Here is a 21,640-nt window from a genome sequence, read left to right on the forward strand (position 1 = left end):
GTGCCCGAGCCGCTCTTCTCCGGGCGGCTCTTCTCCGGGCCGTCCGCCCTTATCCGGCTATCCGAGCCGCGAGGTCGACGGCCGCGGCCAGACTGTCGACCACGGGTACCCCGGCCGCCTCCAGGCTGGCCCTGCTGTGCGATCCGCCGGTGTAGAGGACGGCCTTCGCACCGACGTGGGCGGCGGCCACCGCGTCGTCCACCGCGTCCCCGACGACCACCGTGTGCTCGGGGGACACCGCGTCCAGCGCGGCGATGTGCCGCTCCATGTGCTGTGCCTTGCTGCCGCCGGACGGCCCGGTGCGTCCGTCGACCCGTACGAAGTGCCGCTCGATTCCGTACCCCCGGACCACGGGAACCAGCTGGTCATGTGTGTACATGCTCAGGATGGACTGGCTGCGTCCGGCCAGCCCCCACTGGGTGAGAAGCTCCTCGGCGCCTTCGGTGAGCCCGCAGGCGGCCCGCTGCTCGGCGTAGTGCCGGTGAAATATCACGTCCATCCGCTCCCACTCGGCCTCCGTGGGCAACCGGCCCATCAGCCGTTCGTAGAAGCGGGGTATCGGGACGCAGTACGTCTCGCGGTACTGCTCCAGAGTGATCGGTTCCAGGCCGACCTCGCCGAACGCGGCGTTGGTCGCGCCGACGACCGCGGCGTTGTCGTCGAGCAGTGTGCCGTTCCAGTCCCAGACCAGGTGCGTGCGGTGCTTCCCATGCGTCCCCATGCACAAGAAAGTACCTGCCGGGTCCGACATCCGTTCGGGCACCCGCTCGAACCGGCATGGAAGGCAGTGCAGCACCTCAATCCGGTCACCGGTCTTCATCCGGTCACCGGTCTCCGTCCCGTCACCGGTCTCCGTACGGTCAGGCGATCAGATTCGGAATCTCCTGAATGCCGAACCAGAGCAGCTCGTGGTCCTCGGCGCCGTCCACGGTGAACTGCGCGTCGTCGTCACCGAGGTCCGCCGCGCCCAGCGCCGCCGCGGCGGCCGTGACGTCCTTCTCCGCGTCGTCCGCGTCGACGTGCACGGCGGCGGCCACGCTCAGCGCCACGGAGGACGCGATCCGCACCTCGCCGAGGGACGAGGCGTCGAGACTGCGGTCCGGGTCGGCCACGGCGTCGCCGTCGGGTACGTCGACGGCCACGACGACCCGTCGGCGGACCACGTCCGGGTTCCCGGCGATCAGCCGCAGCGAGGCGGAGGCGGCCCGGTTGAGCGCCGCGTACTCCAGCTCCTCGATGTCGTCGGAGACGTACCACTCGCGCAGTCCGGGGGTCACCGCGTAGGCGGTCAGCGGACCGGGACCGAGCTCGCCCGCCTTGTGCGCCGCTGCGAGACCGGGAAGCGTCAGGGGGACGTACACGCGCATGGGCTGGCCGCTTTCGTAGTCGGAAACGCCCTCAGGATACGTGCGACGTCCCCCTTCGGGGTTACGCGCACCTCGGCCGCCCCGTCCACCCGGCAACCGCCTCTCACCCGCCCTCCGCCCTCCGCGCACCCCGCACGACGCCTGGCGCATCACCCGGATAGGTGATTCACCGTGCTCACCCCCCGCGCCCGGCCGGTGCTTGCGACCGGCTCCGCCGTCCCCGTAGAAGATCCACAACAGAAGTTACCGCCCGGTATTCGGCCGGGTCTCTGCAGCACGGGGGCGATGAGCGATGAACACGGACAGGACCCGTCCCACCGGACGCCACGATCGGCGCAGGCCCGGGTCGGTACCGCCGCAACGTACAAGGATTCCCCGACGTGTCCGCCCCCATCACTGGTTCGCCGAGCGGCTCCTGGCCGTCCTCAGCGGCCAGCGCCCGGTGCACTGGATGCTCGGACACACCATCGGCGAGGCATACGACCAGCTGGCCGAACTGGCCCCGCGCACCCCTCTCAGGGCCCGCGGCGCCCGCCCGGTCATCCGCATGTGCCACGGCGCCCAGCCGGCCCCGGGTGTGGTGGAGGCCTGCGCGAGCATCGCGGCGGGCGAACAGGTGCGGGCCATGGCCTTCCGCCTGGAACAGGGCGCCGACCTCCGCTGGCGCTGCGCGGCGGTGGAGCTGGGCGACGAACGCCTCCAGGCGGCACCCACCCGGTAGACGCCGGTAGGCGCCCGCCCAGGGCCTCATCCGGCCCACGGAGGCATGTACAAAGCCCGCCCAAGCCTCATCCGGCCCACGAGGCACACACAGCGGCACAGGAGACCACCCGGCCCACGGAGGCACGCACAGCGGCACAGGAGACCACCTGGCCCTCCCCGCCCCGGCGCCCAGAAGCAGCCGGGGCCGGCCACCTCGCATGAGGTGGCCGGCCCCGGCCCGAATCCCGTCGACGTCAGCAGCGGCGCCGACGTCGCCGCTACTTCTTGCGGCGACGCCCGCCCCCGCCGTTCTTCTGCGCCTTGCGCCGCTCCGCCCGGGTCATCCCGTCCGACTCGGACGCGCCCCCACCGTCTCCGTTGGAGAAGTCGCCCTCGACGACCCCGCCCTCCCCGTCCACGGTGGGAGCGGAGAAGTGCAGCCGGTCCGGACGCTGCGGAGCGTCGAGCCCCTTGGCCCGGATCTCCGGACGCGCCGACGGCACGACGTCCTCCTTGGCGAGCGAGGTCCGCTCGGCCTCGTCCTGCACAGGAACCTCCTCGACCTGCTGCTCGACCTGGACCTCCAGGTTGAACAGGTAGCCGACGGACTCCTCCTTGATGCCCTCCATCATGGCGTTGAACATGTCGAAGCCCTCGCGCTGGTACTCGACCAGCGGGTCCTTCTGCGCCATGGCACGCAGGCCGATGCCCTCCTGGAGGTAGTCCATCTCGTAGAGGTGCTCACGCCACTTGCGGTCCAGGACGGACAGCACCACGCGTCGCTCCAGCTCACGCATGATGTCCGAGCCGAGCTGCTTCGCACGCTCGTCGTACTGCTCGTGGATGTCGTCCTTGATGGACTCGCCGATGAACTCGGCGGTGATCCCGGCCCGGTCGCCGGCCGCTTCCTCCAGCTCCTCGACGGTGACCTTCACCGGGTACAGCTGCTTGAACGCACCCCACAGCCGGTCCAGGTCCCATTCCTCGGCGAAGCCCTCCGCGGTCTCCTGGCGGATGTAGTCGTCGATCGTGTCGTCCATGAAGTGAAGGACCTGCTCCTGAAGGTCCTCGCCCTCCAGGACCCGACGGCGCTCGCCGTAGATGACCTCGCGCTGCCGGTTGAGCACCTCGTCGTACTTCAGGACGTTCTTGCGGGTCTCGAAGTTCTGCTGCTCGACCTGCGACTGGGCCGACGCGATCGCCCGCGTCACCATCTTGTTCTCGATCGGCACATCGTCCGGCACGTTGGCCATCGACATGACGCGCTCGACCATCTGCGCCTTGAACAGCCGCATCAGGTCGTCGCCCAGCGACAGGTAGAAGCGGGACTCGCCCGGGTCGCCCTGACGGCCGGAACGACCGCGCAGCTGGTTGTCGATACGCCGCGACTCGTGCCGCTCGGTGCCCAGGACGTACAGCCCGCCGAGCTCCTTGACCTCTTCGAACTCCGCCTTCACGGCCAGCTCGGCCTTCTCCAGCGCGGCAGGCAGCGCGGCCGCCCACTCCTCGACGTGCTCGACGGGGTCGAGGCCGCGCTGGCGCAGCTCGGCCTCGGCGAGATCGTCGGGGTTGCCGCCGAGCTTGATGTCGGTGCCTCGTCCGGCCATGTTCGTCGCGACCGTGACCGCGCCCTTGCGGCCCGCCTGCGCGACGATCGTCGCCTCACGGTCGTGCTGCTTGGCGTTCAGGACCTCGTGCTGGACACCGCGCTTGGAGAGCTGCTGCGAGAGGTACTCGGACTTCTCGACCGACGTGGTGCCGACCAGGATCGGCTGGCCCTTCTCGTGCTTCTCGGCGATGTCGTCGACGACCGCGGCGAACTTCGCCACCTCGGTGCGGTAGATCAGGTCCGACTGGTCGGCCCGGATCATCGGCCGGTTGGTCGGGATCGGCACCACACCGAGCTTGTAGATCTGGTGGAACTCGGCGGCCTCGGTCATCGCCGTACCGGTCATGCCGGAGAGCTTGCCGTAGAGGCGGAAGAAGTTCTGCAGGGTGATCGTGGCGAGCGTCTGGTTCTCGTCCTTGATGTCCACCCCTTCCTTCGCCTCGATCGCCTGGTGCATGCCCTCGTTGTAGCGGCGGCCGGCGAGGATACGGCCGGTGTGCTCGTCGACGATCATGACTTCGCCGTCGATGACGACGTAGTCCTTGTCCTTCTTGAAGAGTTCCTTGGCCTTGATGGCGTTGTTGAGGTACCCGACGAGAGGGGTGTTCACCGACTCGTACAGGTTCTCGATGCCGAGCCAGTCCTCGACCTTCGCGACCCCGGGCTCATGGATGGCGACGGTCCGCTTCTTCTCGTCGACCTCGTAGTCGCCGGTCTCCTCGATGCCCTTGAGCGTATTGCCCGCCTCGCCCCTGGTCAGGCGCGTGACCAGTTTGGCGAAGTCGCCGTACCACTTGGTGGCCTGGTCGGCCGGACCGGAGATGATCAGCGGCGTACGGGCCTCGTCGACGAGGATCGAGTCGACCTCGTCGACCACGGCGAAGTTGTGGCCGCGCTGCACGAGTTCGTCCGAGGACCACGCCATGTTGTCGCGGAGGTAATCGAAGCCGAACTCGTTGTTCGTGCCGTACGTGATGTCGCAGGCGTACTGCTCACGGCGCTGGGCCGGCGTCATGTTGGCGATGATGCAGCCGACGGTCAGACCCAGGAACTTGTGGACCCGGCCCATCAGTTCGGAGTCGCGCTCGGCCAGGTAGTCATTGACCGTGATCAGGTGCACGCCCTTGTCGGAGAGCGCGTTGAGATACGCGGGCAGGGTGCCGACGAGGGTCTTGCCCTCGCCGGTCTTCATCTCGGCCACATAGCCGAGGTGCAGTGCTGCGCCGCCCATGATCTGGACATCGTAGTGGCGCTGTCCGAGGACCCGCTTGGCGGCCTCACGGACGGTTGCGAATGCCTCGGGGAGCAGGTCGTCCAGGCTCTCGCCGTCCGCGTACCGTTCCTTGTACTCGTCGGTGAGCGCCCGCAGCTCGGCGTCGGAGAGGTTGACGAAGTCCTCTTCGATGGAGCTGACCTGGTCCGCGATGCGGTGCAGTTTGCGCAGGATCTTGCCTTCGCCTGCACGCATGAGCTTGTTGAAGACGGACACTGAGGCTGGTCTCCTTGCCGGTCGGGCCTGGCACTGGTCGTGTGACGGACTCTGGCGCGGGCACGGCAGGTGGGCCCCACCGCAACGGCCATCGTAAGCGAGGACCCCGCCGCGCCGGGAGGGCTGCCGCCGCGTCGGCTCCGTCGTCCCCTGCGCAGTCAACGGCTGGGAAGCGCCGAAGGTGCCGGGAAGTCCGAAAAGTGTTCGCTTCCCGGCCGCCGCCTCAGCAGAATCCGCACATGGAGCCGATCACCCTGACCACCGAACGTCTGCTGCTGCGTCCCTTCACCGGCGGCGACGCGGACGGTGTCCACGCCGCTTGTCAGGATCCGGACATCCAGCGCCGGACGGTCGTACCCTCGCCCTACAGCCGCGCCGACGCGGAATTCTTCGCGACGAAACTGTCCCCCGGCGGCTGGCACGACGACTCCGTGTACAACTTCGCTGTGGTCCTGCGCGAGAGCGGGGCGCTGGCAGGCGCGCTCGGCATCAGTCGCCGCAGCTCCCCGGGCACGTTCGAGGTGGGATTCTGGACCGCGAAGGAGTACCGGGGCCGCGGCTGCACGACGGAGGCGGTGCTGTCGGCCGCCCGCTGGACCTTTACCTCGCTCGGCGGCGACCGGCTGGAGTGGCGGGCCGAGGTGGGCAACCTCCCGTCGCGTGCCGTGGCGCTGCGCGCGGGTTTCGAGATGGAGGGCGTGCAGCGGTCGGCGCTGTTCAACAAGGGCGTCCGGCGTGATGCCTGGGTGGGCGCGCTGCTCCCGTCCGACGTCGGCCTGCCCAGCACCTGCGCCTACCTGCCCGCCACCACCTGAATCCCCGGGCCGCTCGCCCGCCGCCCACCGGCCACCGGCCACCGGCCACCGGTCACCGGTCACCGGTCACCGGTCACCGGAACCCGAGTATCAGCATCGATGTCAGTGCCTGCCTCTAGGCTGCGAGGCATGACGTCTGTGCCGCCGCCCGCCACCGAACTCTCCGCCGACCAAGCGCGCAGGATCGCCCTGAGGGCCCAGGGTTTCCTGGGCGCTCCGGACCGCAGGGCCGGGGTTCCGGGTGTGCTGCGGCACCTCGGGGCCGTCCAGCTCGACACGATCTCGGTGCTCGCGCGTTCGCACGAGCTGATTCCGTACGCACGCCTCGGAGCGGTCGGCAGGCGCCCGGTCGAGGAGGCGTACTGGTCGGGTGGCCGCAGCTTCGAGTACTGGTCGCACGCGGCCTGCATCCTGCCGGTCGAGGAGTGGCCGCACTTCGCGTTCCGCCGCCGCGCCTACCGATCGCGCCCGCACTGGCACCACGACCTGCCGGTCGGCGCCTACGAGACGGTGATCAAGCAATTGCGCACCGAGGGCCCCCTGACGGCGACGGAGCTGGGCGGCGCGAAGAACGGCGGGGAATGGTGGGACTGGTCGGAGTCGAAGGTCGCCGTCGAGCGCGCCCTGATGTACGGCGAGGTGGTGTGCACCGAGCGCCGCGGCTGGAAGCGGGTGTACGACCTCGCCGAGCGGGCCCTGCCCGACGCCGTGCTGCACGACGATCTGGACGACGCGGAGTGCCTGCGCCGGCTGGTCGCGCTCGCGGGACAGTCGCTGGGCGTCGGCACCCGTGCGGACATCGCGGACTACCACCGGCTCAAGGGTGAGCAGTTCGACGCGGTGGTCGCGGAGTCCGGTCTGGTTCCGGTGAAGGTGCGGGGCTGGGCGAAGCCGGCCTGGGCGGACCCGGCGGCGCTGGCCACGGAGCCGCGCGGGCGGCACCGTACGACGCTGTTGTCGCCGTTCGACTCCCTGGTCTGGGAGCGGGCGCGCACCGAGCGGATCTTCGGTTTCACCCATCGTCTGGAGGCCTACGTCCCCAAGGCCAAGCGGATACACGGCTACTTCGCGATGCCGCTGCTGGCGGGCGGGAAGCTCCAGGGCCGCGTCGATCCGGCACGCGACGGCAGCACGCTGGTCGCCCGTCAGGTGACCCTGGAGAGCGCGAAGGCCGTGGCACCGATGGCCGAGGCGCTGGTGGAGGCCGCGTCCTGGGTCGGTTGTACGAACGTGCGGCTGGAGCGGGTCGACGCACCGGAACTGCGCGAGCCGCTCGCTCAGGAGATCAGTCGCGCTCTGGCGTGAGCGACTTTCCCGTTCCCTTGCCGCCGTCCCGGTCCGGTCCCGTCACGGCGCCGGTCATCTGATCTCCAGGATCTTCTCCCGCATGGCATAGACCACGGCTTCCATCCGGGAGTGCAGCTGCAACTTCTCCAGAATGTTGCGGACGTGGTTCTTCACGGTGTTCTCGGAAATGAAGAGTTCCTTCGCGATATCGCGATTGTTCATGCCCGTGGCGACGAGTTTCAGGACTTCGAGTTCCCGGTCGGTGAGCCGGGGTGCCGGCACCAGCCTTCGCTCGTCGGTCCGCTGGATCATCGATTTGAACTCCGTGAGCAGTTTCGACGCCATGGAGGGGCTGATCTGGGACTGCCCGTCGGCGACCGCGCGAATCGCGGTGGCCACCTCGTCCGTGGAGATCTCCTTGAGGAGATAGCCGGTGGCTCCCGCCTTGATCGCGTCGTAGAGGTCGGCCTCCTCGTCGCTGATCGTCAGCATGATGATCTTCGCACTGGGGGCCACCTCCTTGATCGACGTGCAGGCCTCGATGCCGCCGCGCCTGGGCATCCGCACATCCATCAGCACGATGTCAGGCAGCAGATCGGCCGCCTTGTCGACCGCCTCCGCCCCGTCTCCCGCCTCGCCGACGACCTGGATGTCCTCCTCCTGGGCGAGGACGATCTCCAGACCTCTGCGGAAGAGCGCGTGGTCGTCCACCACGAGGACCCGGATCGGCTCCTTGCAGGAACCGCTCTCCACGTCCGCCCCCGTCCCGGCCCGGCCATCGCCATCGGCATCACTCGCATCGCGCACGGGCCCGAAGGTGTCCGCCATCGTTCCTCCCCCTGAAGGCCACGGCCCCTGAAGTTCACAAACGGTCCGCCAACGGCATTCCACAGAACGCCGGTTGGCTTGGGAGGACATGATTTCATGCCCGGGCGCCGGTGCGGTGATCCCGCGACCGCACACGGGTGCCCCTGAGGGCGCACAGGCGCTCCAGGGGCACCGCGGCAGGGTGGCGTCAGCCGCCGAGTGCGCCGCCCGCGCCGCCCGCCTCGTCGGCGGCCAGCGGGTCGGTCCTCAGGTGAATGACACCGTAGTCATAGGCATGCCGCCGATAGACGACACTGGGTTCCTTCGTTTCGGAGTCGACGAACAGATAGAAGTCGTGTCCGACCAGTTCCATCTCGTAGAGCGCCTGATCGAGCGACATCGGTGCGGCGACGTGCGTCTTCTCGCGCATCACCAGCGGGCCCTCGCCCTGTACCTCCAGCGAGCCGAACCTGGTGGTGGGCACGGACTGAGCCGTCTCGTTGCCGACCAGTTCGCCCTCCCCGTTGAACGCCGCCGCGCCCGGCACCGTCTCGGCGACCTCGGCAGCGGGAATCCGGCCGTTGCCGCGGCGGCTGTAGCGCTTGTCGTGCTGCTTGCGCAGCCGCGCCTCCAGCTTGCCGGTGGCCAGGTCCAGCGCCGCGTACGGGTCACCTGCTGCCGCTTCCGCCCGGATGACCGGCCCACGCGACCGGAGCGTGATCTCCACCCGGTCGGAACGGTCGGCCTGACGGGGATTCAGCTCCTTGGACACCTCGACGTCGAGGCTGATCACCTTGCCGTCGAACTTCTGGATCTTGTCCAGCTTCAGCTTCTCGGCCACGTGCTTGCGGAACCGCTCGGGCACCTCGGTCTTGCGGCCCTTGACGACGATGTCCACGCAGAACTCCGTTCCCGGATCGCTCCGCTCAGCGGCGGAGCATCTCCCTTTTGCACCAGGCCCCGGTAATGACCGGAGCCGCGGACTCGGTGACTTTCACCTCCTCCTCCCCCAGCGGCAGGGACTCCGCCCCACCGAAACTCTCTGCTTCTGGACTACTGGTGAGTTACCTGCCCGAAACCTGGTGGTGCATTCATCGAGGTCCGGTGTCCACCATTCCTCACAACCGAACATAGCCTGCCGGACCGGATGTCGGCACCCGCTACTCGCACGTACCTCCGTTCAGGTCTTTTCACTCACTCACTACCTGCAACGATGCAGTCTCACTGGCAGTTCCGGTTCATTTCGAAGGCAGACGGAGACACAGCGACAACGGCTGCCTGCCCGCCACCGGACACCGCACCCCTGATCCCGTCGGGCCCGCACGCCGCCTCGACCGCCCGGGCCGCCTCGGCCAGCGAGGCCCCGGTCGTCAGAAGGTCGTCCACCAACACCACCTGTCCGGCTGCGAGCAGCCGTTCGCCCCCGGCCACGACGCCCAGTGCCCCCGTGACATTCGCCAGCCTCTGCCGGGCCCCCAGCCCCGCCTGATCGGCCACCGCCCGCCGCTGCCGGAGCACCGCGACCACCCGGGCACGGATGCCTCCACGCCGCAACTCGCCCGCGGCGGCCAACGCGATCCGGCGCATCGGATCGTGTCCCCTCGCCGCCACGGCCCGCCGTGTCGACGGCACGGGTACGAGCAGCAACGGAGCGGAGACGCCCGCCTGCCCCGCCCCCGCCCGCACAGCCCCCGCCAGCGCCCTGCCGAGCGCCCCGGACAGCCCCAGCACACCCCGCTCCTTGTGAGCCAGGAGCACCGCGCGTACCGCGTTCTCGTACGCTGCGGCCGCGTGCACCACCGGGAGACCCATGGGTTCCGGCACGGGCCTCACCCGGCGCGGCACGCCGCCGTACAACTCCGCACGGCATTCCTCGCACAGGTCCGTACGCGGGCTGCCACAGCCACCGCAGGACACCGGCAGGACCAGCCCGGAGATTTCCCGCCACCAGCCCCGCATGACTCCACTGTGCGCTCCCTCGCGGGAACGGGCCACCCCTGTGGAAAACGCGAACCGGCCTTGCGGGGCCTCAGCCCGGGTAGACCAGCGAAGAGCCTTCCTTGACCACTGTCTGCCAGTTGTCCCCCGGCGACAGCTTCACTATCCCGTCGCTCGACGTGGCCGCCATCAGCGGCAACTGCTCGTCGTCCGCCGCCGCAACCGACGACACCTGGTTCACACCGGGCAGTACTCCCGATGCGGGCGTCGAACCGTCCGCCTGCACGTAGCGCACCTGCTGCACGCCACCCTGCTCCTTGCCGACCACCACGAGACGGCTCCGGCCCGACCAGGACATCGCGGTCACATCCGTCAGCTGCGGTGCGGCCTGCCGCAGCTCCACCACCGAGACCTTCTGCTGCGACTCCGGGCCCTGCCGCTCGATCCGGCCGATCTTCAGCGTGGTGTGACCGTCCTGGGTCACCAGGAGGGCGATCCGCACCCCGTCCGCGGACATCCGCAGCGCATCGATCCGCCCGCCGTCCAGGCTCGGCACGGTGACCTCCTGGGGCTCGCCGGCCCCACCGGTCAGCCGCAGCAGTCTGGGGTTGCCGGGATCCCGGTCGGCCACCCAGAGGTCGCCCCGACCGTCCCAGCTCGGCGCCGACAGGCGGTCGTTCGGGTTCTTGGCGCTGCTGGTCACCGCGGCCGCGGGAAGCTCACCGTCCGTGAAGATCGACGAGACATAGAGGGCCTTCCTGTCCCGTGAGACCGCTGCGGCCGACTGCTCGTCCCTGGCCACACCGACCGCGCTCATCCACACCGGTCCGTCGCCGAGCGGACCTGCCACCACCTCAGGGGTGCCACTGCCCTTGGTGCTGCCGGGAATCCGTTCCACATGCCCCTTGGCATCGACGAAGTACTGGCTGTCCGGCCCGCTCGACGAACCGTCAGGTGCGAACTCCTCCGCCTGGTCCTTCCCGAGGACACACAGCGGGGAGCCGTCGGAGCGCTGCAGTTCGACCTGCTCGACCCGTGCGGACGTCAGGTCCCGCAGGGTGTAGAGGACCTGTGAGGCCATCATGCGGCAGGAACGCTGCCCGACGCCGTCCGCCTTCTTGTCGAGCGGGACCTTCAGTACGTTGCGTTCGTCGGGCGCCAGCGAGGTGACGCCCTGCTTCAGCCCCGTACCTGCGGGAAAAAGGGAGTGGACCACGGGCTGCAGCCAACTGGTCGGCCCTGCCAGGAGACTGCGCACCGCCTGGGTCACGGTGTCCATCCCCGTGACGGGATCGGTCCGGCTACGCAGGTAGACGGGGTCGGCGACCAGGGTCGCCTGCTCCGCCGTCCGCCCCGCGGCGAAGTAGTACTTGTCGACGGAACGGTAGAGGCGTTTGAAGTCCGACTGGCCGAGCAGAAGGCCGTCCGGTACACGGTCGATGCGCCACTCCTTGCCCTCCGGCCCGCTCTCCTTCACCAGATGCAGGGTCTGGTTGTAGTCCGTGGGCGCGAGCGGCTGATAGGCGCTCTGCGCGTCGATCGTTGCCACCTTCTCACCGGTCAGGGTGTAGGTGATCTCCGTGATGTCGGGGTCGCTGTCGCGGAACAGGCGGTCGCTGCGGTTCGGCGCCTTGGTGAGCACCGTCGTGAACGCGCTCGGCTTCCAGGTGCCGGCCGCCTTCTTCGTCAGGTACTTGCGGGTCGTCCTGAACTCGGAGTCGTCACTGGTCATCGACTCCAGGAAGCCGTCGACGATCTCGTCGGGAGTGGCTTTGTCACGCGGTGCCACTGCGTACACCTGCACCTGAGGATCACCGGGCTGCGAGGCGTCGACCGCTTTGACATCGCCGGTGACGGGCATCGAGCCGCACGCGGACAGCAGCACGACCCCGCTTCCGAACAGTGCGAACAGCCCCAGCACACGTCCACGGCCGTCCCTACGACGGTCAGTGCCCACGATGCGTGTCCTCCCGCTCCAGGTCCTGCGCGGCAGAGTCGGCATCGCCGCCCGACCGGTCATCGGCGGCGCGCGCGACCACGCGTGCACCGCTCCCCGGCAGCGCCGCCGGATGCACTGAAGCGGGCGTCGCCCGCGGGGCCGCGGGGGTACGCGAGGCCACGGACAGCGCGGACCGGGCATGGCCACCGGTCTGGGCCGGCACCGCTGTGAGCCGGTGCTCACTGTCCGCCGTGGAAGCGTCCGCGGCTCGCTCCCGGTTCTCACGGTTGCGCCGGGAGTCCTCCGGTTCCAGCGGTATCGGCGATCCGCGCAGCGGTTCGTCCGCCGTACGCGGCAGAGTCAGCCGGAACTGCGAACCGCCGCCCGGTTCACCCCACGCCTGAAGCCAGCCGCCGTGCAGCCGGGCGTCCTCCACGGCAATGGACAGTCCGAGCCCGGTGCCGCCCGTCGTCCGGGCGCGAGCCGGGTCGGCCCGCCAGAAACGGTTGAACACCCGCGTCGCCTCGCCGGGCTTGAGCCCCACCCCGTAGTCCCGGACAGCCACGGCGACCGCACCTCCGGCCGCTCCCATCCGCACCACGACGTCCCGGCCCTCTCCGTGCTCGACGGCGTTGACCACCAGGTTGCGCAGGACGCGCTCGACCCGCCGCGCGTCGGCCTCCGCGATCACCGGCTGTTCGTCGCCGACCACCCGGATCCGGGTGCCCTTGCGCTCGGCCAGTGGCTCGGCCCCGCCGATCACCCTTCGTACGACCTGCCGGAGATCTATCGGCTCGGCCTCCAGCGCGGCAGCACCCGCGTCGAACCGGCTGATCTCCAGCAGGTCGGAGAGCAGCGACTCGAACCGGTCGAGCTGATCCCCGAGCAACTCCGCGGACCGCGCCGTCACGGGATCGAAGTCACTGCGGGCCTCGTGGATGACATCGGCGGCCATCCGTACGGTCGTCAGCGGCGTCCGCAGCTCATGGGAGACGTCCGACACGAATCGTCGCTGCATCCGGGACAGCTCCTCCAGCTGCTGGATCTTCAGCTGCAGGTTCTGCGCCATCTTGTTGAATGCCTCGCCGAGCCGGGCGATGTCGTCCTCACCGGTGACCTTCATCCGCTCCTGGAGCCTGCCGGCGGAGAGCCGCTCGGCGATGCCCGCCGCCATCCGTACGGGCGTGACGACCTGCCGTACGACGAACCAGGCGATGGCCCCGAGCAGCACGACGACGAACAGGCCCGCCGTCGCCAGCGTGCCCTTGACCAGGGTCAACGACTTCTCCTCCTGCGTCAGCGGGAAGAGGTAGTAGAGCTGGTACGGATGGTGATCGATGTCGTAGAGCCGCTTGCCCACGACGAGACCGGGCTGCGGATCCTGCCCGTTCGCATACTGGATCAGGGAGTACGTCTGAAAGGCTCCCGGGCCCGTGTTCACGGAGTCCCGCAGCTTCTGCGGGATGCTCGCCGCCTCGACACTGCCCGAACCGCGCGGCGCACGAGAGCCCTCGTCGGCGCTGAGCGCCACCACGTTGAAGGCGTTCTTGCCGCCACTGGCGAGCTGGTCGACGAGTTCGGTCCGCCAGGAGTTGTTGGCCGAGGTGCCGTCCGCCGCGTCGCCGCCCTGCCCGCCGGGGGTGAGCGGGGCATTCGCCTTCTCCTGGGCGGCCGCGAAACCGCCGGCGGCCTGGGTCTGGGCAGCCTTGCCCTTCGCGTCGAGCAGACCGTTGCGCACCTGTCCGATCACGACCAGGCCGAGGAGCAGCACCACACCGAGCGACATGAGCAGCGTGCCCGCGACCACCCGCAACTGGAGGTTGCGCCGCCAGAGCCGCACGGCGGGCAGCACCGGACGCCGCACCCAGCGCATCAGCAGGCGCGGCACAGGGCCGCCGGGCGCCCGGTCGCGGAACAACCGGCCGCCCTGCGCGAGACGCCCGATCCGGGACGTCCTCTGTCCTGGAGCAGCAGCCCGCCCCGCACGGGCTCCCGGCTCCCCGGGCTGCGGAGCAGCGCTACTCGGGGGCATATCAGCTGGGTCCGGCCTTGTAACCGACGCCTCGGACGGTCACCACGATCTCGGGACGCTCCGGGTCCTTCTCGACCTTGGAGCGCAGGCGCTGGACATGGACATTCACCAGCCGGGTGTCGGCGGCGTGCCGGTAGCCCCAGACCTGTTCCAGCAGTACCTCACGGGTGAAGACCTGCCACGGCTTACGGGCGAGTGCGACCAGCAGGTCGAACTCCAGCGGGGTCAGCGCGATCGACTGCCCCTCCCGCTTCACCGAATGACCGGCCACGTCGATGACCAGGTCACCGATGGCCAGCTGCTCCGGTGCAGGTTCCTCGGACCTCCGCAGCCGTGCCCTGATCCGGGCGACCAGCTCCTTGGGCTTGAACGGCTTGACGATGTAGTCGTCGGCCCCGGACTCCAGGCCCACCACCACGTCAACCGTGTCGCTCTTGGCCGTGAGCATGACGATCGGCACACCCGACTCGGCCCTGATCAGTCTGCAGACCTCGATGCCGTCCCTACCGGGCAGCATCAGATCCAGCAGGACCAGGTCCGGCTTGGCCTCACGAAATGCGGCAAGTGCCTTGTCGCCGTCCGCTACGAACGACGGCTCGAAACCTTCACCACGCAGCACAATCCCGAGCATCTCGGCCAGTGCGGTGTCGTCGTCGACGACAAGGACGCGTCCCTTCATATTCGACATCATCCCATTAGCTAATCGTTACCTGCGATGACCTGGCACACAGCTCGGCCAGTCCGGACCCCGTGACCGGGGAAACTACGCCCTCCTCCGTGACGATCGCCGTGACCAGCTCCGGCGGTGTGATATCGAATGCGGGGTTGTACACCGGGGTTCCCACCGGCGCCACGAGCACTCCGTCCCCGTCTTCCTCTGCCACCCCGGCACGCAAGGGTGTGAACTCCGTCACTTCCTTCTCCGGTCGCTGCTCCACGATGATCGATGTCCCGTCCGCGGTGCCCAGATCCACGGTCGTGGTGGGCGCCACCACGATGAACGGTACGTGGTGGTACTTCGCGAGCACAGCCAGTGGATAGCTCCCCACCTTGTTCGCCACCGATCCGTCCGCGGCGATGCGGTCCGCCCCGATGAGTACGGCATCCACCTCCCCCGCGGCAAACAGCGAACCTGCGGCATTGTCCGTGAGCAGGCTGTACGGCATCCCGTTGCGTGCCGCCTCGTACGCCGTCAGCCGGGCACCCTGCAACAGCGGACGTGTCTCGTCGACCCACAGCCGGCGCAGCCGCCCCTCCCGGTGCTCCCCGAGCGCCACCGCGAAGGCGGTGCCCTCACCCCCCGAGACGAGCGCCCCCGTATTGCAGTGAGTCAGCAGTCGATGCCCGCCGCCCGGGAGCAGTTCGTCGAGAAGGGCAAGCCCGTGACGCGCCATACGCCCACTGGCCTCGGCGTCCTCCCGGTGCAGAGCCCTGGCCTCGGCCAGCGCCGCCGCCGCAGCGCGCTCCGGAACCGCCCCCTTCTCGACGGTGGCCCGGTACGCCCCGGAGGCCCGACGCACCCCGTACCCGAGATTCACCGCGGTGGGCCGCGCTCCCTCCAGCGACTCCGCGGCCCTGGCCACATCGTCTCCGCGTGCCGCTGCCAGAGCCACACCGTAGGCCCCTGCGATGCCCAGCAACGGAGCACCGCGGACTGCCAGCGTCCGGATCGCGCGCACCAGCGCGGGCACATCGGCACACACCAGCTCGGCCTCCACGGCCGGCAGCCGGGTCTGGTCGAGAAGTACCAGCACGGGACCTTCCGCACGTTCGTCCCAGCGAAGTACGGGAAGCGCGGAGGGCTCGATGCCCACCGGCAATTGCGCGTCCTGATCAGCCATCCGCCCAGTCTGCCCGGTGAGCCACCCACAAATGAAGGTACGGAGGAGATGAAGGAGATGGAGACACAGCCCCAGGCCCGTACCGGAGCAACGCGTGGCACGATGGCTGCCAACCTGTCGCCCCGCTGAGCGAGCAGGACCGTGAAGGAGCGAGAATGAACGACACTCCGGGCTGGGCCTCGCCCGGATCTGCCCCCTCCGAGGGCCAGGGGGCAGGCGTCCCCCGGCCTTCCGAGCCCGTCGACGGCAGCGGCCCGGCAGGGAACTGGTCTCCCGCGCAACCACCTGCGGGGCAATGGTCCCCTCCGAGTGCTCCCGGCACAGGTCCTGGCGCACCACCCCCCGCTCCCGGCTGGGACGGCAACCGCCAGGCACCGGGCTGGGGCGCCGGGCCGCAGGGCCCGGGCTGGGGAGGCGGGCCGCAGGGCCCCGGCTGGGGGCGGCCGCCCCTCGCGGCCAAGCCCGGTGTCATCCCGCTCCGGCCACTCGGCGTCGGTGAGATCCTCGACGGTGCGGTCTCCACGATGCGCGCCCACTGGCGCACGGTCCTCGGAATCACACTGACCGTCTCCGTGATCGCCCAGGTCGCGATCATCCTCGTACAACGCTTCTTGCTGCCGGAACCCCCGTCGCTCGACCCGAACGCCACCGGCTCGGAGGCGCTCAGGCAGACCGCCGACTCGGCTCAGTGGACGCTGATCAACAGCATGCCGTCCCTGCTCATCACCATGATCGCCACGCTGATCACGACATCCGTACTGACCGTGGTGATCAGCCGCTCCGTGCTGGGCCGCCGCGTGACGCTCTCCGACGCATGGGCCGAGGCCCGCCCCCGTCTCGCCCAGTTGCTGGGACTGACACTGCTGCTGGCGCTGATCGGCGCCGCCATCATGGCGGTCTGCATGCTGCCGGGCATTCTGGTCGGCTCCGCCGCAGGCGCCGGGCTCCTCGTCATTGGGCTCCTGGGCGGGTTTGTCGTCGTCGTCTGGCTGATGGTCCGTTTCTGCCTCGCCCCACCGGCGCTGATGCTGGAGCGGCAGTCGATCACGGCCTCCATGCGCCGCTCCGCGAAGCTGGTCAGGAACGCATGGTGGCGGACGTTCGGCATCCTGGCGCTCACCTGGCTCCTGACACTCATCGTGAGCGTGATCATCGCCATCCCGTTCGGCATCATCGCGCTGACTGTGGACGGCGGCGGTATCGGCTCCCTCCTCACGGACGGCTCCACAGACTTCGGCTGGCCGTTCCTCATCGTCTCCGGCATCGGCGAGGTGATCACCGCAACGATCACCTACCCGCTCTCCGCGGGCGTGACGGCTCTGCTCTACATCGATCAGCGCATCCGACGCGAGGCACTCGACCTCGAACTCGTCCGGGCAGCGGGCCTGTCCGGACACGGCACCGGGGGCTGATGCGGTGTCGGGGGCGGGGGGCGCAGCGGCAGCACGACTGCTCATCCACGCGGGCGGTGACATACCCGTGGACACTCCACGTGTCCCCGCCCGCGAGGCCGCGAAGCACGAGCTGTCCAAACCGATGTACCACGAGAATGATCCCAACCTCCTCCAACGCGGCCTCGACCGCCTCTGGGGCTGGATCGGCGATCTCCTGAACACGGCCTCCGGCGCCGCACCGGGCGGGCCACTCGGCCTTGTCGTGCTCGTGCTGGTCGTCATCGGTCTGGCCGCCGCACTCCGGTGGCGACTGGGCACCCCCCACCGGACCAGCGGTTCCGCGGACGCCCTCTTCGACGACAGCCCCCGCAGCGCTGCCGAACACCGGACGGCCGCCGAGGCCCATGCCGCCGCCCACCGCTGGAACGAGGCGGTCCAGGAGCGCATGCGCGCCATCGTCCGCTCACTGGAGGAGCGCGCCCTGCTCGACCCCCGCCCCGGACGCACCGCGGACGAGGCCGCCGCCGAGGCAAGCCGTCCGCTGCCCGCACACGCCGCACGGCTCCACGCCGCCGCCAGAGAATTCGACGACGTCATGTACGGCGGCCGCACCTCGAACCAGCAGGCGTATCTGGACCTACGCGCTCTGGACCTCGACCTCGAAGCCGACAAGCCTCTCCTGACGACGGCGGCCCAGGGAGCAGACGCATGACCGAGGTCGCCGCCCCCACCACCTCGGTATCCCTCACCCCGCACCAGATCTGGACCCGTGTCCGTGGTCTGCTGCTCGCCCTCCTCGTACTCGTCGCTGCCGGAATCGCTCTCGCCACCGTGCGCTCCGGCGACCAGCACGGCCGTCTCGATCCCCGTTCCGCCGACGGCTACGGCAGCCGGGCCGTCGCGGAACTCCTCAAGGAACGCGGCGTCTCCGTTCGCGTGGTCACCACACTCGACGAAGCCACGGCCCGAGTAGGCCCCGATTCCACGCTGCTCGTCACCTCCCCCAATCTGCTCACACCCCGCCAGCAGGGCGAACTCCGGGCCGCGACCGACCAATCGGCCGGCCGCACCGTACTTCTCGCGGCGGGGCCGTCGTCCGTGGGCACCCTGGCTCCGGGTGTCCGCGCGCAGTCGTCCGGACCGTTGGCCACCCGTGCCCCTCGGTGCTCCCTGCCCGCAGCCCGCGAAGCCGGCGACGCCGAGACGGGAGGTTTCCGCTACTCCTCGGACAACCTCGACACCATCGCCTGCTTCCCCAGCGACGGCCTCCCCACCCTGCTCCTGGTCGAACAAGAGCAGGGTGACACCGTTCTCCTGGGTTCCCCCGACCTTCTCTACAACGACCGGCTCAGCAACCAGGGCAATGCCTCCCTGGCCCTGCAACTTCTCGGTTCCCGTCCGCATCTCGTCTGGTACCTCCCCTCACTCGCTGATACCACTGCTGCCGTCGAAAACGGTGAGGACGGCGGGGACAGCAGCCACGACGACCGCAGCTTCGCCGACCTGATCCCCCGGGGCTGGCTGTGGGGCACCCTGCAGCTCGCGGTCGCCGCCCTGCTCGCCGCCCTCTGGCGCGCGCGCCGTCTGGGCCCCCTGGTCACGGAGCGGCTGCCCGTGGCCATCCGCGCCTCCGAGTCCGCGGAGGGCCGAGCCCACCTCTACCGCCGGGCGAACGCCCGCGACCGCGCCGCCGACTCAGTGCGCACCGCCACCCGTACGCGTATCGCTCCACTCATCGGCGTCTCCCCACGCGATGCCCACTCCCCCACGACACTCATCCCCGCCCTCTCCCGTCGTCTCGGCACTCCCGGCACCGAATTCCAAGCCCTGCTCTTCGGACCTGCCCCGTCCGACGACGACGCTCTTGTGCATCTGGCAGACCAACTCGACACCCTCGAAAGAGAGGTACGTACATCATGAGCGCCCCGCCCCCTGTGCCCGCTGGGACCAGCGAGGTCATCGGGACCGATGACACAGCCCGCGCGTCCCTGGAAGCGCTGCGCTCCGAGATCGCCAAGGCCGTGGTCGGCCAGGACCCGGCAGTCACCGGACTCGTCGTCGCTCTGCTCTGTCGAGGCCACGTCCTCCTCGAAGGCGTCCCCGGGGTGGCCAAGACCCTCTTGGTCCGGGCTCTCGCGGCCTCGCTCGAACTCGACACCAAACGTGTTCAGTTCACCCCCGACCTGATGCCGAGCGATGTCACCGGATCACTGGTCTATGACGCCCGTACAGCAGAGTTCTCCTTCCAGCCCGGCCCTGTCTTCACCAACCTTCTTCTCGCCGACGAGATCAACCGCACCCCTCCCAAGACGCAGTCCTCTCTGCTGGAAGCGATGGAGGAACGCCAGGTCACGGTCGACGGAACCCCTCGGCCGCTGCCCGAGCCCTTCCTCGTGGCCGCCACGCAGAACCCTGTCGAATACGAGGGCACCTACCCACTCCCCGAAGCCCAACTGGACCGGTTTCTGCTCAAACTGACGGTGCCCTTGCCGTCCCGCGACGAGGAGATCAACGTCCTCACACGCCATTCCGACGGCTTCAATCCACGTGATCTCGGCTCGGCGGGCATCCGCCCCGTCGCAGGTCCGGCCGATCTGGAGGCCGCCCGCAACGCGGTCGCCCGGACCAAGGTCTCCCCCGAGATCACCGGCTATGTCGTCGATATCTGTCGTGCCACGCGTGAATCCCCCTCACTCTCCCTCGGTGTCTCTCCCCGAGGCGCCACCGCTCTGTTGTCGACCGCTCGCGCCTGGGCCTGGCTCACCGGCCGTGACTATGTCACTCCGGATGATGTGAAGGCTCTGGCACTCCCCACACTCCGCCACCGCGTCCAGCTGCGCCCCGAGGCGGAGATGGAGGGGGTCACCCCCGACTCCGTCATCACCGCGGTCCTCGCTCACGTCCCCGTACCCCGATGAGGCGGTGACCGTGGCTCTGACTGGACGTACCGCCCTGCTGGCCGCCCTGGGGTCACTCCCCGTAGGCATCCTGGCTCCCAGCTGGACGGGCATGCTCGCAATCAACGCACCGCTGTCTCTAGCAATCTTGTGCGACTACGCCCTGGCCGCGCCAGTGCGAACGCTTCAGTTCACCCGATCCGGTGAAACAACCGTTCGACTTGGCGAGACCGCTGAGGTGCAACTCACCGTAACCAATCCTTCCCGTCGCCGCCTGCGGGCACACCTGCGTGACGCATGGCCGCCCAGCAGCTGGTTCGCCGACGCGGGGCAGGCCGCATCCCGCCATACCCTGACTGTTCCCGCGGGGGAACGTCGCCGGCTGACCACGGTTCTGCGACCGGCACGGCGCGGTGACCGCCGGGCCGACCGCGTCACTGTGCGCTCGTTCGGGCCGTTGGGGCTTGCGGCCCGGCAGGGCAGTCACGAAGTTCCCTGGACGGTTCGTGTCCTGCCCCCTTTCACCAGCCGCAAGCACCTGCCGTCCCGCCTCGCGAGGCTCCGGGAGCTCGATGGCCGTACCAGTGTCCTCACGCGTGGCGACGGCACCGAGTTCGACAGCTTGCGCGCCTACGTGCCCGGTGACGACACCCGCTCCATCGACTGGCGGGCCACGGCACGCCAGTCGGCCGTCGCTGTGCGAACATGGCGCCCCGAGCGGGACCGTCACATCCTGATCGTCCTGGATACCGGTCGTACTTCGGCAGGTCGTGTCGGCGACGTTCCGCGGCTCGACGCGGCGATGGACGCGGCGCTGCTCCTCACCGCGCTTGCCGCTCGTGCAGGCGACCGTGTGGATCTCCTCGCGTACGACCGCCGGGTCCGCGCCCGGGTTCAGGGCAGGTCCGCGGGAGACGTCCTGTCGGCCATGGTGGGTGCCTTGGCGCCGCTCGAACCGGCACTCGTGGAGACGGATGCCCGCGGTCTCAGCGCCGCCGTGCTCGCCGCCGCTCCTCGTCGCTCTCTGGTCGTCCTTCTCACCGGTCTGGACGCAGCTCCTGTAGAGGAGGGGCTGCTCCCTGTTCTCCGACAGCTGACCCAGCGGCATACAGTGCTGGTTGCTTCAGTGGCCGACCCGCACATCGAAAACATGGCAGGAGCCCGGGGCAACGTGGACGCGATCTACGAGGCCGCCGCCGGCGCTCAGGCGCAGGCACAGCGGCGGCGCATCTCGGAGCGGCTCCAGCATCACGGTGCGGTGGTTGTCGATGCCACTCCGGACACTCTCGCTCCCGCTCTCGCCGACGCGTACCTGGCTCTCAAGAGTGCAGGTCGCCTCTGATCTGCCACATCGCTCACGCCAAAGAATCCATTCGGCCACCCAGAGCGGGTGTTCCTGTCTGGTCGTGTCTGGTCGTGAACGCAGAAAAGCCCCGTGCCACAAGGGCACGGGGCTTCTCAACAAAAGGAGTTCGGCGGCGTCCTACTCTCCCACAGGGTCCCCCCTGCAGTACCATCGGCGC

At 69.3% G+C, this 21,640-nt stretch carries 18 protein-coding genes; 8 read left to right on the forward strand and 10 right to left on the reverse strand.

The annotated features are described in order from the left end of the window. Positions 1-49: 49 nt before the first annotated feature. Both ACFVUT_RS28080 and ACFVUT_RS28085 read right to left on the reverse strand, forming a co-directional pair. The gene (locus ACFVUT_RS28080; RefSeq protein WP_389659446.1) at positions 50-721 is read right to left on the reverse strand and encodes an HAD family hydrolase; all 672 of its coding nucleotides are present in this window, start codon (positions 719-721) and stop codon (positions 50-52) included. 139 nt (positions 722-860) lie between these two features. Next, positions 861-1,367 carry a DUF6912 family protein gene (locus tag ACFVUT_RS28085; protein ID WP_389659443.1) on the reverse strand — a complete coding sequence of 169 codons (507 nt, stop codon included), beginning with the start codon at positions 1,365-1,367 and terminating at the stop codon, positions 861-863. A 292-nt stretch (positions 1,368-1,659) separates the two neighbouring features. Here ACFVUT_RS28085 and ACFVUT_RS28090 point away from each other — a divergent pair, with 292 nt between their 5' ends. After that, positions 1,660-2,088, forward strand: coding sequence for an Rv3235 family protein (locus tag ACFVUT_RS28090; protein WP_389659440.1), 429 nt, complete (start codon positions 1,660-1,662; stop codon positions 2,086-2,088). A gap of 259 nt (positions 2,089-2,347) precedes the next feature. Here the strand turns inward: ACFVUT_RS28090 and secA are convergent, their stop codons facing one another. Then, positions 2,348-5,167, reverse strand: a complete 2,820-nt coding sequence (secA, locus tag ACFVUT_RS28095; RefSeq protein WP_389659437.1) for a preprotein translocase subunit SecA — start codon at positions 5,165-5,167, stop codon at positions 2,348-2,350. 239 nt (positions 5,168-5,406) lie between these two features. Between secA and ACFVUT_RS28100 the strand changes: the two genes are divergently transcribed. Together ACFVUT_RS28100 and ACFVUT_RS28105 are read left to right on the forward strand one after the other, a co-directional pair. After that, the gene (locus ACFVUT_RS28100) at positions 5,407-5,982 is read left to right on the forward strand and encodes a GNAT family N-acetyltransferase (protein WP_389659434.1); all 576 of its coding nucleotides are present in this window, start codon (positions 5,407-5,409) and stop codon (positions 5,980-5,982) included. 129 nt (positions 5,983-6,111) lie between these two features. Continuing rightward, a complete protein-coding gene (locus tag ACFVUT_RS28105) occupies positions 6,112-7,287 on the forward strand; it encodes a winged helix-turn-helix domain-containing protein (RefSeq protein ID WP_389659430.1) in 1,176 nt (391 codons plus the stop codon). A 54-nt stretch (positions 7,288-7,341) separates the two neighbouring features. Here the strand turns inward: ACFVUT_RS28105 and ACFVUT_RS28110 are convergent, their stop codons facing one another. From ACFVUT_RS28110 to mtnA, 7 genes are all read right to left on the reverse strand, one after another. Continuing rightward, positions 7,342-8,097, reverse strand: coding sequence for a response regulator (locus tag ACFVUT_RS28110; protein ID WP_389659427.1), 756 nt, complete (start codon positions 8,095-8,097; stop codon positions 7,342-7,344). Positions 8,098-8,284: 187 nt separating this feature from the next. Further along, a complete protein-coding gene (gene hpf, locus ACFVUT_RS28115) occupies positions 8,285-8,974 on the reverse strand; it encodes a ribosome hibernation-promoting factor, HPF/YfiA family (RefSeq protein WP_389659424.1) in 690 nt (229 codons plus the stop codon). 323 nt (positions 8,975-9,297) lie between these two features. Continuing rightward, positions 9,298-10,035, reverse strand: coding sequence for a ComF family protein (locus ACFVUT_RS28120; protein WP_389659421.1), 738 nt, complete (start codon positions 10,033-10,035; stop codon positions 9,298-9,300). Between the two features lie 70 nt (positions 10,036-10,105). Beyond that, positions 10,106-11,971: an LpqB family beta-propeller domain-containing protein gene (locus tag ACFVUT_RS28125; RefSeq protein WP_389659418.1), complete on the reverse strand. Its 1,866-nt coding sequence runs from the start codon at positions 11,969-11,971 to the stop codon at positions 10,106-10,108. Further along, on the reverse strand, positions 11,961-13,985 hold the full coding sequence (gene mtrB / locus ACFVUT_RS28130) for an MtrAB system histidine kinase MtrB (RefSeq protein WP_389659415.1): 2,025 nt from the start codon (positions 13,983-13,985) through the stop codon (positions 11,961-11,963). The genes ACFVUT_RS28125 and mtrB overlap by 11 nt, the downstream gene beginning before the upstream one ends. Before the next feature lies 1 nt (position 13,986). Then, positions 13,987-14,676, reverse strand: a complete 690-nt coding sequence (mtrA, locus tag ACFVUT_RS28135; RefSeq protein ID WP_326765901.1) for a two-component system response regulator MtrA — start codon at positions 14,674-14,676, stop codon at positions 13,987-13,989. Between the two features lie 4 nt (positions 14,677-14,680). Beyond that, entirely contained in the window at positions 14,681-15,826 is a 1,146-nt protein-coding gene (gene mtnA, locus ACFVUT_RS28140) for an S-methyl-5-thioribose-1-phosphate isomerase (RefSeq protein WP_389659410.1), read from the reverse strand. 155 nt (positions 15,827-15,981) lie between these two features. On the opposite strand from mtnA, the gene ACFVUT_RS28145 reads away from it, so the two are divergent. Genes ACFVUT_RS28145 through ACFVUT_RS28165 form a run of 5 tightly spaced genes read left to right on the forward strand, consistent with a single transcriptional unit; the run spans position 15,982 to position 21,459 of the window. Next, positions 15,982-17,238 carry a glycerophosphoryl diester phosphodiesterase membrane domain-containing protein gene (locus ACFVUT_RS28145; protein WP_389659408.1) on the forward strand — a complete coding sequence of 419 codons (1,257 nt, stop codon included), beginning with the start codon at positions 15,982-15,984 and terminating at the stop codon, positions 17,236-17,238. 4 nt (positions 17,239-17,242) lie between these two features. Next, entirely contained in the window at positions 17,243-17,932 is a 690-nt protein-coding gene (locus ACFVUT_RS28150; RefSeq protein ID WP_389659405.1) for a DUF4129 domain-containing protein, read from the forward strand. Then, entirely contained in the window at positions 17,929-19,140 is a 1,212-nt protein-coding gene (locus ACFVUT_RS28155; protein ID WP_389659402.1) for a DUF4350 domain-containing protein, read from the forward strand. Before ACFVUT_RS28150 ends, ACFVUT_RS28155 begins: the two co-directional genes overlap by 4 nt. Beyond that, on the forward strand, positions 19,137-20,138 hold the full coding sequence (locus ACFVUT_RS28160) for an AAA family ATPase (protein WP_389659399.1): 1,002 nt from the start codon (positions 19,137-19,139) through the stop codon (positions 20,136-20,138). The genes ACFVUT_RS28155 and ACFVUT_RS28160 overlap by 4 nt, the downstream gene beginning before the upstream one ends. 10 nt (positions 20,139-20,148) lie before the next feature. After that, on the forward strand, positions 20,149-21,459 hold the full coding sequence (locus tag ACFVUT_RS28165; protein ID WP_389659396.1) for a DUF58 domain-containing protein: 1,311 nt from the start codon (positions 20,149-20,151) through the stop codon (positions 21,457-21,459). Positions 21,460-21,640: the final 181 nt, after the last annotated feature.

Origin of the sequence: Streptomyces sp. NPDC058051 (assembly GCF_042885475.1) — a bacterium.
GTDB lineage: Bacteria > Actinomycetota > Actinomycetes > Streptomycetales > Streptomycetaceae > Streptomyces.

Bases quoted from the DNA above. Each gene is read 5' to 3' on its own strand.
- mtrA (WP_326765901.1), bottom strand. From the start codon at position 14,676: ATGATGTCGAATATGAAGGGACGCGTCCTTGTCGTCGACGACGACACC.
- ACFVUT_RS28120 (WP_389659421.1), bottom strand. From the start codon at position 10,035: ATGCGGGGCTGGTGGCGGGAAATCTCCGGGCTGGTCCTGCCGGTGTCC.
- ACFVUT_RS28090 (WP_389659440.1), top strand. From the start codon at position 1,660: ATGAACACGGACAGGACCCGTCCCACCGGACGCCACGATCGGCGCAGG.
- ACFVUT_RS28145 (WP_389659408.1), top strand. From the start codon at position 15,982: ATGAACGACACTCCGGGCTGGGCCTCGCCCGGATCTGCCCCCTCCGAG.
- ACFVUT_RS28105 (WP_389659430.1), top strand. From the start codon at position 6,112: ATGACGTCTGTGCCGCCGCCCGCCACCGAACTCTCCGCCGACCAAGCG.
- ACFVUT_RS28080 (WP_389659446.1), bottom strand. From the start codon at position 721: ATGGGGACGCATGGGAAGCACCGCACGCACCTGGTCTGGGACTGGAAC.
- ACFVUT_RS28100 (WP_389659434.1), top strand. From the start codon at position 5,407: ATGGAGCCGATCACCCTGACCACCGAACGTCTGCTGCTGCGTCCCTTC.
- ACFVUT_RS28155 (WP_389659402.1), top strand. From the start codon at position 17,929: ATGACCGAGGTCGCCGCCCCCACCACCTCGGTATCCCTCACCCCGCAC.
- mtnA (WP_389659410.1), bottom strand. From the start codon at position 15,826: ATGGCTGATCAGGACGCGCAATTGCCGGTGGGCATCGAGCCCTCCGCG.
- ACFVUT_RS28160 (WP_389659399.1), top strand. From the start codon at position 19,137: ATGAGCGCCCCGCCCCCTGTGCCCGCTGGGACCAGCGAGGTCATCGGG.
- ACFVUT_RS28085 (WP_389659443.1), bottom strand. From the start codon at position 1,367: ATGCGCGTGTACGTCCCCCTGACGCTTCCCGGTCTCGCAGCGGCGCAC.
- mtrB (WP_389659415.1), bottom strand. From the start codon at position 13,985: ATGCCCCCGAGTAGCGCTGCTCCGCAGCCCGGGGAGCCGGGAGCCCGT.
- ACFVUT_RS28110 (WP_389659427.1), bottom strand. From the start codon at position 8,097: ATGGCGGACACCTTCGGGCCCGTGCGCGATGCGAGTGATGCCGATGGC.